Here is a 14,951-nt window from a genome sequence, read left to right as displayed (position 1 = left end):
GGTACCGCCGCGATTGACACACCACTGCCGACGACGCTGGCGATCGACACACCACACCGATCGCCGGCCGCACGCTTTTCGAAGGACTACCCACCGTGAGTCACGACGCTAGCGACTGCTGAGCCGATAGGTCGTCAGCGGCGTACGACACGTCCGACAGTCTCGTTGCTGTTCGAGATGGGATCGGCAGTAACGCACGCAGAATCGCCGGACGAGGTGCCGTTTCGATCGCTCGCCCGGTCAGTCAGCGAGCGTATGACAATCGTATACACGGCTCGAGTACGGTCGGGCCGTCGCCGTTGCGGTCAGGCCAACGACTCTAGCAGCGAGCACTTTCGGCAAATCTCACGCGTCGTCGTCGAACCACACTCGGCACAGTCCTGAAGGTCGGCGCCGTCCTCGCCGCTGAACTCGTCGGAGGTGATCGCAGCCAGTTCTTCGTAGCCCGAGAGAATCGAGTGGCGCGTCCCGGGATGATTCTCCTCTAAGTCGTACAGCAGTTGCTGTATCTCGCCGCGGTAGGCCTCACTGGCGTGGGGGCACTCGGTGATGTGTGCGGGAAGATCCTCGACGTGGGCGTACAGCGCGACTTCCTTCTCCGGTACGTCACGCAGGGGCTTCGCACGCGGAACGAACTCGTCCTGTTCGTCGCGCTCCGAGAGCGGGCCGAGGCTGGCGTCGAAGTGTTTCGCCATCTGTTCGACGTCGCCTTCGAGGAAGTTCATCATCGCGGTCTGGGCCTCGTCGTCTAAGTTGTGACCCGTCAACAGGAGGTCGGCACCGAGGTTTTCGGCGTATCGGGAAAGGATATCCCGCCGGAAGACGCCGCAGTAGGCACAGGCCGCCATGTTTTCGGGGTCGTCTTCGACGACGTCGTCCATCTGAATGCCAAACTCTTCCTCGTAGCTGACGACTTCGTGGCGGATGTCTAGCTCGTCGGTAAGGTCGACACAGGCCTCGAGACTCTTGTCTCGGTAGCCCTCGATCCCCTCGTGAATCGTCAGCCCGACGAGTTCGATCCGTGGATCCTCGGCGAACGTGTCGTAGAGGATCCGCGTGAGCACGACGCTGTCCTTGCCGCCCGAAAGGCCGATGACCCACGTCTGCGGGTCTTCAGGCGTCACGTCGTGGGGAACGAGGTCGTCCCGACGCACCCGGCGTCGGACCCGCTTTTCGACCGACTCGCGGAAGTGATTCTCACAGAGGTGTGCCCCGGAGTAGGCGGCGTGCATGATCGCCTCCTCCTCACACCGGTTACAATCCATCGAGAACAGGTTACCGACGAGCGCGTATGTCCGTTTCGTCTCCCCCTCGAGTGGTGTGCGGTTCAGGCGGGGACCGTTTCACGTTCTTCGACGGCGTCGGCTCCATCCTCGAGCGCGTCGAGCAACATCTCGACGTAGCGTTCTCGGCCGGCCGAGGAAAAGAGTTCGTGGCCGCCGTTGTAGAGCACTACGTGCTCGGCGGGGACTCGTTCGCCGATCGGGCGGAGGCTGACGACCGGATCCCGGAGCGAACAGAAGACGACGGCGTCGTGATCGATCGCGAGCAGTTCCTGCTGTGCGTGACGGGTCTCACGGACGAACGCGGGCGACACCCAGCGCGGCATCGTCGCGAGCTGGTGATCGGTGGCCTTCTCGCCGAGGGCGTCCCTGTCCATCTCCCCGACCGGAAGACAGGGGAACGTCGTGTCGAGTCGGGAAGCGAGCTCGAGCAGCGGTTCCGGGTACCGGCTGCTGTAGCCCCACCACGGGCTCAGGTAGACGTGGTTGTCGGCGCCGTCGAGCGCCTGTCCGACGAGCGCGCCCGCGCTGTGGCCGAGCAGGTGGTACTCCTCTAGGTCGAGAACGTACTCCGCGATCGGCTCGAGCCAGTCGGCTTTGAAATCGTCGATGTTCGTCGGGAGTTCGAAGGCGTGCACGCGGTAGCCCGCTTCGGTCAGCTTGCCGATGAGCCAGCTGACGTTCTCGTGGGTCCAGCGGTTGCCCCAGCCCATAACGAAGACGAGGTCGTCGTCGCCATCATCGTGGAAGATCCGGTGTCTCATAGGTTTTCGTTCGGTGTGATCGGATAAAAAACCCGATCTCTTGACGCGTTTTTTCCTGGCGAGACAGAGCATCCCGTCCACGTAGTCGGTGGCGACACCGTCGAGACCGACGGAACAACGGCTGGCCACGCGTCCGACGTTTGCCAACGGCTTTCCTCGCGCTCGTTTACAGGGAGCGTATGTTCGCCTCGCTCCGGTCACGCCTCTATCGTATCGGGTTCAATCTCTTCCCCGCATATCGTCGGACCGGCGGTCGCGTCACGTACATCTCCCCTGACTGGCAGGAAGTTCGAGTCAAACTCCCGCTGAACTGGCGAACCAGGAACTACGTCGGGACGACCTTCGGCGGTAGCATGTACGCGGCCGTCGATCCGTTCTACATGATGATGCTGCTCAATACCCTCGGTGACGAGTACGTGGTCTGGGACAAGGAAGCGGAGATTCGATTCAAGAGACCGGGGAAAGAGACGCTGTACGCGACGTTTACGCTGACCGACGAGGAGATCGACGCGATCGAGGCCGAACTGGCGACCGACGGAACGGACGCGGTCGATCGTCACTACACCGTCGACCTCGTCGACGCCGACGGAACGGTTCACGCGACCGTCCGCAACACCGTTTACGTGACGACCGACCGGGAGAAAGCAGCCTGACCACGCCGACGCGACGGCTCGAGCGGCGCCGCTCGAATCGACACTGAGAAACGGTTTTGCGACTCGAGGCCCCACTTCGGTGTAATGAGTGAATTTGACCGCGGCGTCGCGGTCGACCGGCTCGAGGACCTGGTCGAAACCGTCGAACAAGAGCGGATGCCGGTCCCGGTTCGCGAGATCTGGGCGTTCGGCGACGTCGCGCTGGGAGTCGACCCCGTCGAACGGCTCGACGTCTATCTGACGAAGGACGTCCTGATGCGCGACGAGCGTCCGACGGACCCCGAGAAGGATTCCGGCGAAGAGTACGGTATCGAGGGTGTCGGCAAGTCGGTCCGGGCGGACTGGGCCGCCGAGTACCCCGAACACCTCCGGGCCAACGCGAACGGTCACGCCGCGCCCGAGAAGTGCCTCGCGGCCCACCTCCTCGGGGAGGACGAGCCGATCCATCTCGAGGTGTGTAACGCCAGCTTCGAGGACAACGTCACCCAGCGGCTCCGCGGCGCGAAACTCCGAGACGATTACACCCAGTTACTCGACCCCCGCGGTGTCTGTCTCTGGGTCGACGGCACCCGGAGCGAGGAGGCGTTCCGGAAGCTTCGCGAGAGCGAACTCGCGTTGCCGACGCTGTCGGCCGCCCTCGAGATGCTCGGGATGGACGACGACGAGGCGGGCGACGCAGCCCAGGAGCTCCACGCCTGGCGCGAACAGCAGGACGGCGTAACGGTGCGCGGCGACGTGGTCTGAGCCGCAGGCGCGACGAACCAGCGAGTATACAAAGAATTTTATCAATCCTATCGGAGGTATCTCGTATGAATACGTCGTCGCTCACTTCTCGGGTCGATACGTCCCGTATCGCGTTACTCCTCAACGTCGCGCTCGTGTTTACGGGCTCCGTGCTCGCGCTTCTGGGGATGCTCGACCTCTGGAGCGGCGTCTTCGTCGTCTGTCTCGGACTGGTCGGGATCTACGTCTCGCTGATCGGAAGAGCTGAAGACACGGACTCGAACTAACGGAGTCGGTGGGACGGATCGTCGTGAGACGGTCGTCGGACACGGGTCGACGACGGAGTTCGAACTGTCCGGTCAAGGCCGCGGTGGCGCGCGCTGTCGCTCGAACTGATCGACGGCACTGCACGAGTCGGCTGGAGAGGACGTGGAAAGCTGTGTTGCCACGATACCGGAATCTGGCTCTCAGCCATCGCCCGACGGAGGTCCAAATTGATCCACTCACATACCGGCGCAACGAGTCGACTACCTCTGTTCACTCTACACGACCGACGGTGACGAAAAACGGGATCGCTTCGGTCCGACGGTAGGACCGCGCTTCCATCTGCTCGATCACGTCCCGGCCCATCGATCGCCAGTTGCTTCGAAGGTCGTCGTACTCCTCGTCGTCCATTTCCCCCTCGAGCATCGTCTCCCGGTCGTCGGCCAGCCCCGCGCCCGTCGCCTTGCGCTGGGCGATCGTCAACGCCATCTCGCCGTACGGCGGTTCGATCGTTCGCTCGTGGTCGTACCGACGCGTCTCGAGTACCCTGAGTCCCGCCTCCGTAAACGCCTCGCGGGCGTCGGCACCCAGCGACACGTCGGTCGCGATGCCGTCGAGGTAGGCTCGTCGCGCCCGCGCCTCGAGCGACTCTTCGGTCGGCACGCTCGAGTCGACCTCGACGGCGCCGTTGTCCGGTTCGACGGCGGCGACGAGGTCGCTCGAGACCCGGGCGAACTCCTCGATCGCGGCCGCCGGCTCGGGCAGGTTGATCAACAGCGCCTGACAGACGACGAGGTCGAAGGTATCGTCGGGAAACGGCAGTCGGAGGGCGTCGCCGGCGACGACCGGGACGTGCTCGCCGGCGATCTCGAGCAGGTCGGGATCGGCGTCGCAGCCGATCACCTCACCCGGACACTCCGCCGCGAGCACGCGACTTAGTTCGCCGGTGCCGCAGCCGACGTCGAGGACGCGCTCGTGGCTCTCGAGGTCGAGGGGCTCGAGCGCCGCGCGGGTGTCGTCCCACATCCCCTTACGGGTCCGCTCGAGGTAGGTTTCGGAGAACTCGCGCACACTCGCGTATGCGGGAGTGAGAGTGAAAACAGGGTCGGTTTCGCTTCGGGGATCGCCGCGCTGATCGGCGGCTTATACGTCGTCTCGAAGCTCTTTCACTTTCTCGATGTTCCAGGCGAAACCGCGCCCGTCCTCCGTCGGCGTCTCGAGCGCGAACGGAAGCTCCCGCAGGTCGGGGTGGTTCACGATCGCGCGCATGCCGTCCTCGCCGATGTAGCCCTCGCCGACGTGGGCGTGTTCGTCCTTGTGCGTGCCGACGTCGTGTTTCGAGTCGTTGAGGTGGATGTACTCGAGGTGCTCGAGCCCGACCTCGTCGTCGAACCGGCCGACCGTCTCGTCGACCGCTTCGGGGGTCGTGAGGTCGTTGCCCGCGACCAGCGTGTGGGCGGTGTCGATACAGATGCCGATGTCGGTCTCGGTGCGCTCGATGATGCCCGCGAGGTGTTCGAACTCGCCGCCGAGTTTCGTACCGCTGCCGGCGTCGGACTCGATGAGGATCTGGACGTCCTCGGGGACGTCGAGTTCGTCGATGAGACTCGCCGCGTTGTCGAGTCCGCCTTCGACGCCGGCGCCCGTGTGGGCGCCGAGGTGGACGTTTACGTACGGAATCCCCAGTTTCTCGGCGGCGTCGAGTTCCGCCTGCATGCTCTCCTTCGATTTGCGTCGGAGGTCGTCTTTCGGCGTACAGAGGTTGACGAGGTAGGCGGAGTGGATGACCCACGGCCCCTCGAGCAGTTCGTCGCTCTCCTCGCGGAAGCCTTCGGCGGCCTCGTCGCTCAGTTCGGGCTGGGCCCAGACCTGCGGCGAGGTCGTAAACACCTGTCCGCAGTTGCCGCCGAACGCGAGCTGGCGGTGGACCGCGTTTCGGATGTCGCTATAGGGGGGTGTTTCGTCGTCGGAAGAGACGCGCGAGCCGGAGATCGAAACGTGTGCGCCGACGTTCATGGAAGCCAGTCGGTACCCGCTCGTGATAGGTATAACGGAGTCGCCGAATCACGACTGGCCGTCCGCCTCGAGTACGTCCCGATTCCTGACCCAGGCGTCGGTACCGAACTTGCGGTCCGCGAGGTCGCGAGCGGCCTCGAGTTCCTCGTCCTGCCACGTTCCCGCCGTGCCATCGCACCAGTCCCGTAGCGACTCGGCGACCGTCTCGACCGCCTCGTCACGGTCGATACCCGCTTGCTCGCGGATGCTGGTCACCCGATCGGTGAACGTCTCCGGCGTGACGTCGGTGTCGAACACGCCGACGTGGCGATCGGGCTCGAGATCGTAGCTCAGCGAGCCGTGTTGAATCACCACGTCGCGCTGGCGGTACTGGGCGTTCCCGCTGATTTTCTCCGCGTCCGTTCCCGCGCTCGCGGGCGCGACGACGTCGTGGGCCGGGTTGATGTCCCGGAGGTAGCACGACGGATAGTAGATGGCGTCCTGCTCCGCGGCGGCGAAGTCGGCGTCGATCCCCATCCGATCGAACGCCTCGAGGATCGGCTCGCAGAACAGGGCGTAACAGTCCATCAGATCCCCCGGTACCTCGTCGGCCGGCGCGACGATCGTATACGAGATGTCGGCGTAGCGGTCGTGATAGATCCCACCGCCGCCGGTCTGTCTGCGCGTGACGTCGATCCCCTCGCGTTCGCAGTACTCCCAGTCGACCGACTCCGGCTCCTGTCGGTACCCAAGCGAGAGCGTACTCGGCTCCCACGAGTAGACGCGGGCCGTTCGAACGTCGTCTTCGAGGGCCGTTCGGGCGGCGACCTCCTCGAGCGCCATCTGGGTCGCCCCCTCGCGGGCGTCGTCGGTGATGAGCCGCCACTCGCGGTCAGCAAGCGCTGTCATGCTCGTTTGCAGAACAGCAGGACGGAAAGCAATTCCGTCGCGAATCCGATTTGATATCGCATCATATGATTTATTGGTGGTGAGTAGCCGCCGATCTACTACAGTCGAAGCGTCGTCGAACGGCAAGAAAGCGCAAGTACAGCCGTCAACACCCGGCCCGAATCGGGGTCGATGGCTTCGAACTGTCGTCGGGGAGCCGCCGTCACGACGTTTTTACGTACACGGCGGTTACCCCGACGCATGGTGCGGAACGTCGCCGGATTACTGCCTGAACTCGAGCAGGAAGACTTCTACCTCCTCTCCGGCGTAGAGCAGGGAATGCGCTTCTCCGAGTGGGTCCAGCGGGAGAAACTCCCGAAGTTCTCCGGCCTGACCGAAGAAGAGGTCGACTACCGCCTCGAGCGCTGTCTCAAGCGCGGGTTAGTCGAAAAGAAAACGATCCAGTACGAGGGCTACACCCTCCAGTTCGAGGGCTACGACGTCCTCGCGCTGCGAGCCCTGGTCGAGCGGGAGACGATCGGCGAGTTCGGCTCGCCGCTGGGCGTCGGCAAGGAGAGCGACGTCTACGAGGTTCGCTCCTACAAGCCACTGGCCCTGAAGTACCACCGCGAGGGGTACACGAACTTTCGGGAGGTCCACAAGGAGCGCGATTACACGTCCGACAACGACCACGTCTCCTGGATGTACACCGCCCGAAAGGCCGCCGAGCGCGAGCACGGCATCCTCGAGGAGCTCTACCCCGACGTCGCGGTGCCACGGCCGATCGACCAGAACCGCCACGCCATCGTGATGGAGAAGATGGACGGCGTGGAGCTCTCGCAGACGAAACTCGAGGACGCGCAGGTGGTCGGCGTCCTCGATCTGCTCCTCAGGGAAGTTTCGCGCGCGTACGAAGAAGGGTACGTCCACGCCGACATGAGCGAGTACAACGTCTTCGTGAGCGAGGAGGGCGTGAAGGTGTTCGACTGGCCCCAGGCCGTTCCGACCGATCACGCGAACGCCGACGAGTTCCTCCGGCGCGACCTCGACAACCTGCTCGGCTACTTCCGCCGGAAGTATCCACAGCACGTTCCCGACGAACTCTCGAGTGACGAACTGGCGGCGTCGATCGCCGACGAGTCCTTCGAAACGATCCGCGCGTAGGTTCGCGACACGGTGCTTTTTCGCTCGACAAATCTCACCGGTGAGCGGCGGCTATCCGAGGGCTGAGGCCTGCCGTGGATCACTGCGTACAGTGCCCGCCGAACGGCTTCGTGCCTTGAATAAATCTTATTACGATATACAAAATCAGATCGCGTCCGGCTGCACTCCTGGTTCCGAAGCGACGCTCGAGACGCCCGGAAGAGCCGTCGAACGGTCCGTTCGGCCGGCAACGGTTTTGGACGGACCGTCCTCACGTGTTCTCTCGAGTGAAAATCCCAAACTCTGTCGAGTGGCAGACTTATTTTTCCTGGCAGCCCTACGTCCTTGTATGGGTGAGAATGACACGCATTCCATCGACGGCGTCGGCCGCTGGGGTGGCGGCTTCACCGGTGGGCTAGCGGGCGGTATCGCAATGGGACTGGTGCTCCACCTCGGGGGCAACCAGATCGAACTACTCGGTGGGCTTGCACCGATTCCCGCGGCGGATATCGGCGCCGGATGGACCATCCACCTGACGCTCAGCGTGCTGTTCGGTCTGGCGTTCGCAGCAATCATCTCGAGACGGGCAGTTCAGGAGTTCGTCGACACGTTCCGCGAGTACGTCATCGCCGGCATCGTCTTCGGCACGGTGCTCGGCATCGTCGCCGGTGGGCTAATCTTCCCGGTTGCGATGACTCGTGCGGGCGTAGCGGGGTTCCCCCTGCCGTTCCTGCCGGTGCCCGGACTCGCGGGCGAACTGTTCGCCGCGCTCCTGTTTGCCGTCGGCCACCTCGTCTACGGACTGGTCCTCGGTGCAGTCTTCGCGGCGGTCAACGGCGCCGCCCCCGAGACGATTCGCAGCAGGGTTCCCACGTCCGAGTAGGGCCGACCGAAAGGGCCGACGAAAAAGAGATCGGGCGCGTCGCCCGACAGTATCCTATTCTCTCGCCTCTTCGACGGCCTCGGCGAACGCCGCCGCCGTCTCCCGGACCTGGTCCATGTCCCCGGCGTCGATCGCCTCGTAGTCGACGAGTGCGCTGCCGACGCCGACGGCGGCCGCGCCCGCCTCGAAGAATTCGTCGACGTTCTCGAGCGACACGCCGCCGGTCGGCAAGATTGGAATCTCGCCGAGCGGTCCCTGCAGTGCGCCGATGTGGCCCGGTCCGACGGTGGTGGCGGGGAACATCTTGAGGACGTCCGCACCGGCGTCGATCGCCGTGACGGCCTCCGTCGGCGTCATGACGCCCGGTGCCGAGAGCACGCTGTGGCGATTGCACGTCGTGACGACGTCGGGGTTCACGTCGGGCGACAGCACGAACTCGGCACCGGCGTCGATCACCGACTGCGCCGTCGGTTCGTCGAGGACGGTTCCGGCGCCGACGACGGCGTCGGTGTCCGCGAGCGCGTCGTCGACCGCCGCGACCTTCTCGCGGACCCGCGGATCGTTCGCCGTGATTTCGATCGCGCCGACGCCGCCCTCGTGGATCGCGCGAGCGACCGGCACGATCCGTTCGGCGTCGATTCCGCGAAGCACTGCGACGATTCCGCCGTCGACGATTCGTCGTTCGATCTGGTGAGCGGCTCCCATGGTCGCGATTCGGGTGACGGGGTCTTGAGCGCGATGATACGGTCGCGAGCGGCAGAAGGGTCGTGGGAAGGGGGCTGGACGGCCGACGTTCACGCCTCGCCGGTGCTCGAGTCGAGTAACTCGAGTTCGATCGCTTTCGCCGTGCTCACGACGAGTCCGGTCACGTCCTCCTCGAGTCGTTTGCCTCGCATCCGATCGGCGGGACCGGAGACGCTGATCGCAGCGACTGGTTCGTCCTCGACGACGATCGGACTGGCGACGCACTGCCAGTCCGGCGTCTGTTCGCCGCGGTCGAACGAGACGCGCTGGTCCCGGATCGATCGAAGCTGGCTCCGGAGCGTGGCGGGATCGGTTACGGTTCGCTCGGTCAGCGACGGCAGGCCGTGGGTGTCGACGTACGCGTCGACTGCGTCGTAATCGCGAAACGCGAGGATCGACTTCCCGGCGGCGGACGCGTGCAGCGACACCTGTCCCCCCTCCGGAATCGGGTGTGCACCGTCACCGACGCGGTAGAGGTAGACGCCGTGATCCGCTTCCGGGACCACGAGGTTGACGATCTCACCGGTCGTCTCCGCGAGCGTTCGCAGGTCCGACTTTGCAGCGTCGTAGATCGGGTTGCGTTCGCGCGTGGCTAACCCCAGCCGAAGAAATTCGTGCGTAAGCTGGTAACTGCCGCTGGTACGACAAACGTATCCCAGCGCGACGAGCGTACTGAGATGGTTGTGAACGGCACTCTTCGAGAGATCGAGTTCGGACGCTAATTCGGTGACTCCGGCGTGGTTTCGATCCCGAAGGGCCTCGATGACTGCGAAGGTGGTCGCGGTCGCCTGCACAGAGATCCCATCCTCGTCCCCCATTGTTTCTCTCTGGACTACGAGAGTCGAACTACTAAACTGTTGTTCTCCATCAGTGAACACCGCTCGAGTGACCGTGTTCGTTTCGCCCTATAGCCGTAGAACGAAACGCACGAACCGGCAATAAATTCCGCTTTACCCACCATTTCCGTCGATATATGCCTATAAATAGGAGGCGTTTTCTCCTCGAAAACACGGCCGAAATGCCCTCTACACGCTGTTCTCTGGGCTGGTGTGGAAAAGATTTAAATGCGTTTCGTGAGTGTGTCTGGAACACTCGGTGTCCACATGTCACAAGATACCACGTACGGACGGTTCCGCCGACGTCGATTGATGAAAGGCACTGCTGCGCTCGGTGCGGCTGCGCTGGCAGGGTGTATCGGAACCGGTGATCCCGAAGGAGGGGACGACGAAACCGGAACCGAATCCGACGAGATGGCCGACGAAATCGCGGGCTGGGGATGGGACGTCGCCGCACGCTCGCTGGAGCTGACGGCCGACGAGTACAACGACGAACACGACGCAGCGGTCGAGATCGAGGAGTTCGGCCGGGAGGCGATGAAGGAAGACCTGCAAACCCGCCTCGCCTCGGGGTCGGGCGCCCCGGAGGTCTCGATGCTCGAGATGATCGACGGACCGAGCTACATCGATACCGGCGCCGTGCTCGATATCACGGACCAGATCGAGGAGGCGGACGTCTACGACGACTTCGTCCCGGGCGTCTGGGAGTCGCTCAGTGACGGCGACGACATCTACGCGCTGCCGTGGGACATCGGCCCGACCGCGGTGTTCTACCGCAGGGACGTCTACGACGAACACGGTCTCGACGCCGACGAGATCGAGACCTGGGACGATTTCATCGAACAGGGAGAACAGCTTCCGGACGACGTCTACATGCTGAACCTGCCGGAGAACGACCTCGACGGGTTCTGGCGGTTCCAGTTCCGTCAGCTCGAGGGCGAACCGTTCACGGAGGACGGCGCGGTGAACATCCACTCCGAAACGTCGCTGCAGGTCGCCCAGAACATCAAGGATCTCCACGACGCCGGCATCGCGTCGAACCTCGAGGGCTGGTCGTCGGCCTGGTTCGGCGCGTACGGCGACGGCGAGATCGCGTCGCTCCCGTCGGCGGCGTGGATGGAGGGGACACTTCGGGCGGAACTGCCGGAGACCGAAGGCGACTGGGGTGTCTACAAGATTCCGGCGTTCGAATCCGGCGGCGCACGCGCGTCCAACTGGGGCGGCTCGAGTCTGATGATCCCGGACCAGCACGAGAGCGCGGAGAACAACCGTGCGTGGGACTACATCCGCTGGACGGCCGCCAACGAGGAGATGCAGCTGCTCATGTACGACGAGTACGGCCTGTTCCCGGCGCTCGAGACGACCTTCGACGCGGACATCTTCAGCGAGGAACTCGAGTTCTTCGGCGGACAGCCGGCTCGAGAGATCTTCGCGGAGGTCGCCGAGGAGATACCGAGCTACCGGTTTACCGGGGATACCCCCGAGGTCAGCCAGGCGATCAACGACGAGTTCCAGCGGATGCTTCGGGACGATCAGACGCCGGAAGAAGCCGTCGAGGCGGCGGCCGAGACCGTTGCCGACAACACGGGACGAGACCTGGCCTGAGGACCGCAATCTAGCATGTCTCAGGAAACTGAATCGACCGGGAAGCAGATCACACACGGCGAGCCATCGATTCTCGACCGGCTTCGCTTCGCTCGGCAGGACGTCGCCGCGAAGCTGCCGCCGCTTCGCGGAGAACGGATCGCGTACCTGCTGGTCTCGCCGTTTTTCGTCCTGTTCGGGCTGTTCCTCGCGTTTCCGGTCGTGTACACGCTGTATCTTTCCTTCTTCGAGTGGCAGTCGGTCGGCCAGGGGAACCTCTTCTGGGTCGACTTCGGGCCGTTCTACGTCGAGGTGCCCCGGATCGCCGAACTCCAGTTCATCGGTCTCTCGAACTACGTTCGACTCGCCGGCGACGGGCTGTTCTGGCAGTCGATGTTCAACACGACGTACATCCTGCTGATCCAGGTACCGCTCATGATCGGGCTGGCACTCGCGCTCGCGGTCGCGCTGAACGCTTCGTTCGTCCGGTTCAAGGGATTCTTCCGGACGGCGATCGCACTGCCGATCTCGGCAAACATCGTCGCCTACTCGACGGTGTTTCTGTTGCTGTTCAACGAGCAGTTCGGGTTCATCAACTACATGCTGAGCCAGGTCGGCGTCAGTCCGATCGCCTGGCTCACCAGCGAGTTCTGGGCGCGCAAGACGATTATCGCTGCAGTCACCTGGCGATGGATTGGGTACAACATGATTATCCTGCTGGCCGGCTTACAGAACATCCCCCAGCAGCTGTACGAGGCCGCCGAGATCGACGGTGCGAGCCGCCTGGAGAAGTTCCGATACGTCACGCTGCCACAACTGCGGCCGGTCCTGCTGTTCGTCGTCGTGCTCTCGACGATCGGGACGTTCAAACTGTTCGCAGAGCCGTACGTCATCACCGGCGGCGGACCGACGAACGCCACGATCACCATCGTCCAGTACATCTACCGACAGGCGTTCGTCCACTGGAACCTCGGCTACGCGAGTGCGCTCACGGTGGTCTTCGTCGGCCTCGTCAGCGCCATCTCGATCGCACAGATCAGGATCGGAGGTGACGACTGATGCGCGAACAACGCCGCAAGGACGCCGTCTGGATGTTCCTCACCTACGCGTTCATCCTCACGATGGTCGTCGTCATGCTCATCCCGCTGTACTGGATGATCGTCGCGGCGACCCTCCCACAGCAGGAGTTCATCGAGTTCCCGCCGCGGCTCATCCCGGGGACGGCGTTCCTCGATAACTTCGCGGCCCTTCAGGAGCGGATGAACTACGTGGTGACGATCTGGAACAGCGTCTTCATCGCGGTCGTCTACACCGTGCTGTCGCTGCTGCTGTGCTCGATGGCCGGCTTCGCCTTCGCGAAGTACGAGTTCCGGTTCAAGGAGCCGCTGTTCTACGCGATCCTGGCGACGCTCGTCCTGCCGATCCAGCTGCTCGTCATCCCGCTGTTCCTGATGATGTCCCAGATCGGCTGGACCGACACGTTCCGGGCGATCATCATCCCGTGGCTCGCGAACCCGATCGGGATCTTCCTCATGCGCCAGAACATGCGCTCGATCCCCGACGCGCTGCTCGAGTCCGCGCGGATGGACGGCGCCTCGGAGCTGCAGATCTTCTACCGCATCGCGCTGCCGGCCATGCGCTCGTCGCTGGCTGCCCTCGCGATCATCCTCTTTCTGTTCCAGTGGGATCTGTTCCTCTACCCGCTGGTCATTCTCGAGGACCCGGGCAACTACACCATCCCGGTGGCGCTCGCCGGCCTCGAAGGAACGCAACGCATCTACTACGACCAGATCATGGTCGCGACCACGCTCGCGATCATCCCGATGGCGATCCTGTTTCTGGTGCTCCAGAAGCAGTTCGTCAGCGGGATCCTCGCGGGATCGCTCAAAGAGTAACACGATGATAGGAGAACACAGATGGCACGAATCGAGATCGACGATCTGACCAAGGTGTACGACTCCGGCGACGAATCCATCGTCGCCGTCGAGGACCTCGACCTCGCGGTCGACGACGGTGAGTTCCTCGTCCTCGTCGGCCCCTCGGGGTGTGGCAAGTCTACGACCCTCCGCTGTATCGCGGGACTCGAGGACGTAACCGGGGGCACGCTCCAGTTCGGTGAACGCGACGTGACGGACCTTCGCGGGAGCGAACGCGACGTGGCGATGGTCTTCCAGAACTACGCGCTCTACCCGCACATGACCGTTCGCGAGAACATCGGCTTCGGGCTGAAGCTCTCGACGAAGCTCACGGCAGCGGAGATCAGCGAGCGCGTCGAGTCCGTCGCGGAGATGCTCGGCATCACCGAACTGCTCGAGGACAAACCCAAGGAGCTCTCGGGCGGACAGCAACAGCGCGTCGCGCTCGGACGAGCGATCGTCCGCGAGCCGTCGGTGTTCCTGATGGACGAACCCCTCTCGAACCTCGACGCAAAGCTGCGCGCGGAGATGCGAACCGAACTGCAGGAACTCCAGCAGGACCTCGACGTGACGACGGTGTACGTCACCCACGACCAGACCGAAGCGATGGCGATGGGTGACCGGGTCGCCGTCATGAACGACGGCGTGCTCCAGCAGGTCGGCTCCCCGGAAGGGATCTACCGGCAGCCCACCAACGAGTTCGTCGCGAACTTCATCGGTTCGCCGAGTATCAACCTCCTCACCGCCGAGGTCGACGGCAACACCCTCGTCGGACCGGCCGGTTTCAGCTATCGGCTGTCGGATACGGCCCCCGTCGAGGGCCACTCGACGGTTCGCGTCGGGATTCGACCCGAGGACATCACGCTCACCGAGGACGGCGCGAACCACGCGACCGTCTCCGTCGTCGAGCCGATGGGCAACGAGAACTTCTGCTACATGGAACTCGGCGACCACGAACTCACGGCACGGATCGATCCCGACCTCCGACCGCAGGCCGGCGAGGAGGTCAGGTTCACGTTCGACGAGAAAGCACTGTACCTCTTCGACGCCGACTCCGGTGCGGCGTTGAAGACGAAGTCCGACGCGGTCTCTCCCGGTATCGGAACTGAGGTCTCACGATAACATGCGAATCACTGATTACGAACTGTTCGAAGTCCCGCCCCGCTGGCTCTTTCTCAAACTCACGACGAGCGACGGTACCGTCGGCTGGGGTGAACCGGTCGTCGAAGGTCGCGCGAAGACCGTTCGAACGGCGGTCGAGGAACTGCTCGACAA

The 14,951-nt window shown here is 63.7% G+C and carries 16 protein-coding genes and 1 pseudogene; 10 read left to right on the top strand and 7 right to left on the bottom strand.

Going from position 1 to position 14,951, the window contains the following annotated elements; genetic code table 11:
- Window positions 1-305 precede the first annotated feature (305 nt).
- Window positions 306-1,265, bottom strand: coding sequence for a tRNA 2-thiolation protein NcsA (gene ncsA / locus CV102_RS24410; RefSeq protein ID WP_148860611.1), 960 nt, complete (start codon window positions 1,263-1,265; stop codon window positions 306-308).
- A gap of 62 nt (window positions 1,266-1,327) precedes the next feature.
- Complete coding sequence (locus CV102_RS24405; protein WP_148860610.1) at window positions 1,328-2,047, bottom strand: alpha/beta fold hydrolase; 720 nt, start codon at window positions 2,045-2,047, stop codon at window positions 1,328-1,330.
- Between the two features lie 179 nt (window positions 2,048-2,226).
- Between CV102_RS24405 and CV102_RS24400 the strand changes: the two genes are divergently transcribed.
- The 3 genes from CV102_RS24400 (at window position 2,227) to CV102_RS24390 (ending at window position 3,710) form a co-directional block, all read left to right on the top strand.
- The gene (locus CV102_RS24400) at window positions 2,227-2,700 is read left to right on the top strand and encodes a DUF4442 domain-containing protein (RefSeq protein WP_148860609.1); all 474 of its coding nucleotides are present in this window, start codon (window positions 2,227-2,229) and stop codon (window positions 2,698-2,700) included.
- A gap of 84 nt (window positions 2,701-2,784) precedes the next feature.
- Entirely contained in the window at window positions 2,785-3,444 is a 660-nt protein-coding gene (locus tag CV102_RS24395) for a DUF7095 family protein (protein ID WP_148860608.1), read from the top strand.
- Between the two features lie 65 nt (window positions 3,445-3,509).
- Window positions 3,510-3,710, top strand: coding sequence for a hypothetical protein (locus CV102_RS24390; protein WP_148860607.1), 201 nt, complete (start codon window positions 3,510-3,512; stop codon window positions 3,708-3,710).
- Window positions 3,711-3,960: 250 nt separating this feature from the next.
- Here CV102_RS24390 and CV102_RS24385 read toward each other — a convergent pair whose 3' ends face one another.
- The 3 genes from CV102_RS24385 to CV102_RS24375 form a co-directional block, all read right to left on the bottom strand.
- Window positions 3,961-4,758, bottom strand: coding sequence for a class I SAM-dependent methyltransferase (locus CV102_RS24385; RefSeq protein WP_148860606.1), 798 nt, complete (start codon window positions 4,756-4,758; stop codon window positions 3,961-3,963).
- A gap of 72 nt (window positions 4,759-4,830) precedes the next feature.
- Window positions 4,831-5,703 (bottom strand): deoxyribonuclease IV, encoded by an 873-nt coding sequence (locus tag CV102_RS24380; RefSeq protein ID WP_148860605.1) that lies wholly within the window; start codon window positions 5,701-5,703, stop codon window positions 4,831-4,833.
- Between the two features lie 48 nt (window positions 5,704-5,751).
- A complete protein-coding gene (locus CV102_RS24375) occupies window positions 5,752-6,591 on the bottom strand; it encodes a lipoate--protein ligase family protein (protein ID WP_148860604.1) in 840 nt (279 codons plus the stop codon).
- 240 nt (window positions 6,592-6,831) lie between these two features.
- Here CV102_RS24375 and CV102_RS24370 point away from each other — a divergent pair, with 240 nt between their 5' ends.
- Together CV102_RS24370 and CV102_RS24365 are read left to right on the top strand one after the other, a co-directional pair.
- Complete coding sequence (locus CV102_RS24370; RefSeq protein ID WP_148860603.1) at window positions 6,832-7,734, top strand: serine/threonine-protein kinase RIO2; 903 nt, start codon at window positions 6,832-6,834, stop codon at window positions 7,732-7,734.
- Window positions 7,735-8,062: 328 nt separating this feature from the next.
- The gene (locus CV102_RS24365; RefSeq protein WP_148860602.1) at window positions 8,063-8,596 is read left to right on the top strand and encodes a hypothetical protein; all 534 of its coding nucleotides are present in this window, start codon (window positions 8,063-8,065) and stop codon (window positions 8,594-8,596) included.
- A gap of 54 nt (window positions 8,597-8,650) precedes the next feature.
- On the opposite strand, the gene CV102_RS24360 is transcribed toward CV102_RS24365, so the two are convergent.
- Window positions 8,651-9,301 (bottom strand): bifunctional 4-hydroxy-2-oxoglutarate aldolase/2-dehydro-3-deoxy-phosphogluconate aldolase, encoded by a 651-nt coding sequence (locus tag CV102_RS24360; RefSeq protein WP_148860601.1) that lies wholly within the window; start codon window positions 9,299-9,301, stop codon window positions 8,651-8,653.
- 89 nt (window positions 9,302-9,390) lie between these two features.
- Entirely contained in the window at window positions 9,391-10,158 is a 768-nt protein-coding gene (locus CV102_RS24355) for an IclR family transcriptional regulator (RefSeq protein WP_148860600.1), read from the bottom strand.
- Window positions 10,159-10,488: 330 nt separating this feature from the next.
- Between CV102_RS24355 and CV102_RS24350 the strand changes: the two genes are divergently transcribed.
- From CV102_RS24350 to CV102_RS24330, 5 genes and pseudogenes are all read left to right on the top strand, one after another.
- Window positions 10,489-11,781, top strand: coding sequence for an ABC transporter substrate-binding protein (locus CV102_RS24350; protein WP_148860599.1), 1,293 nt, complete (start codon window positions 10,489-10,491; stop codon window positions 11,779-11,781).
- Window positions 11,782-11,796: 15 nt separating this feature from the next.
- Entirely contained in the window at window positions 11,797-12,819 is a 1,023-nt protein-coding gene (locus tag CV102_RS24345) for a carbohydrate ABC transporter permease (RefSeq protein ID WP_148860598.1), read from the top strand.
- Complete coding sequence (locus CV102_RS24340) at window positions 12,819-13,655, top strand: carbohydrate ABC transporter permease (protein WP_148860597.1); 837 nt, start codon at window positions 12,819-12,821, stop codon at window positions 13,653-13,655. Before CV102_RS24345 ends, CV102_RS24340 begins: the two co-directional genes overlap by 1 nt.
- A gap of 21 nt (window positions 13,656-13,676) precedes the next feature.
- A complete protein-coding gene (locus CV102_RS24335; protein WP_148860596.1) occupies window positions 13,677-14,798 on the top strand; it encodes an ABC transporter ATP-binding protein in 1,122 nt (373 codons plus the stop codon).
- Between the two features lies 1 nt (window position 14,799).
- Window positions 14,800-14,951 (top strand): annotated as a pseudogene (locus tag CV102_RS24330) (galactonate dehydratase); the annotation flags it as partial.

Origin of the sequence: Natronococcus pandeyae (assembly GCF_008122205.1) — an archaeon.
GTDB classification, from domain to species: domain Archaea; phylum Halobacteriota; class Halobacteria; order Halobacteriales; family Natrialbaceae; genus Natronococcus; species Natronococcus pandeyae.
Note: the sequence above shows the minus strand (reverse complement) of the source record. Positions and strands in the feature narration are given on the sequence as shown.

Excerpts from the sequence above, each read along its gene's own strand:
- ncsA (WP_148860611.1), bottom strand. The coding sequence starts at position 1,265 with ATGGATTGTAACCGGTGTGAGGAGGAGGCGATCATGCACGCCGCCTAC.
- CV102_RS24405 (WP_148860610.1), bottom strand. The coding sequence starts at position 2,047 with ATGAGACACCGGATCTTCCACGATGATGGCGACGACGACCTCGTCTTC.
- CV102_RS24400 (WP_148860609.1), top strand. The coding sequence starts at position 2,227 with ATGTTCGCCTCGCTCCGGTCACGCCTCTATCGTATCGGGTTCAATCTC.
- CV102_RS24395 (WP_148860608.1), top strand. The coding sequence starts at position 2,785 with ATGAGTGAATTTGACCGCGGCGTCGCGGTCGACCGGCTCGAGGACCTG.
- CV102_RS24390 (WP_148860607.1), top strand. The coding sequence starts at position 3,510 with ATGAATACGTCGTCGCTCACTTCTCGGGTCGATACGTCCCGTATCGCG.
- CV102_RS24380 (WP_148860605.1), bottom strand. The coding sequence starts at position 5,703 with ATGAACGTCGGCGCACACGTTTCGATCTCCGGCTCGCGCGTCTCTTCC.
- CV102_RS24375 (WP_148860604.1), bottom strand. The coding sequence starts at position 6,591 with ATGACAGCGCTTGCTGACCGCGAGTGGCGGCTCATCACCGACGACGCC.
- CV102_RS24370 (WP_148860603.1), top strand. The coding sequence starts at position 6,832 with ATGGTGCGGAACGTCGCCGGATTACTGCCTGAACTCGAGCAGGAAGAC.
- CV102_RS24365 (WP_148860602.1), top strand. The coding sequence starts at position 8,063 with ATGGGTGAGAATGACACGCATTCCATCGACGGCGTCGGCCGCTGGGGT.
- CV102_RS24360 (WP_148860601.1), bottom strand. The coding sequence starts at position 9,301 with ATGGGAGCCGCTCACCAGATCGAACGACGAATCGTCGACGGCGGAATC.
- CV102_RS24355 (WP_148860600.1), bottom strand. The coding sequence starts at position 10,158 with ATGGGGGACGAGGATGGGATCTCTGTGCAGGCGACCGCGACCACCTTC.
- CV102_RS24350 (WP_148860599.1), top strand. The coding sequence starts at position 10,489 with ATGAAAGGCACTGCTGCGCTCGGTGCGGCTGCGCTGGCAGGGTGTATC.
- CV102_RS24345 (WP_148860598.1), top strand. The coding sequence starts at position 11,797 with ATGTCTCAGGAAACTGAATCGACCGGGAAGCAGATCACACACGGCGAG.
- CV102_RS24340 (WP_148860597.1), top strand. The coding sequence starts at position 12,819 with ATGCGCGAACAACGCCGCAAGGACGCCGTCTGGATGTTCCTCACCTAC.
- CV102_RS24335 (WP_148860596.1), top strand. The coding sequence starts at position 13,677 with ATGGCACGAATCGAGATCGACGATCTGACCAAGGTGTACGACTCCGGC.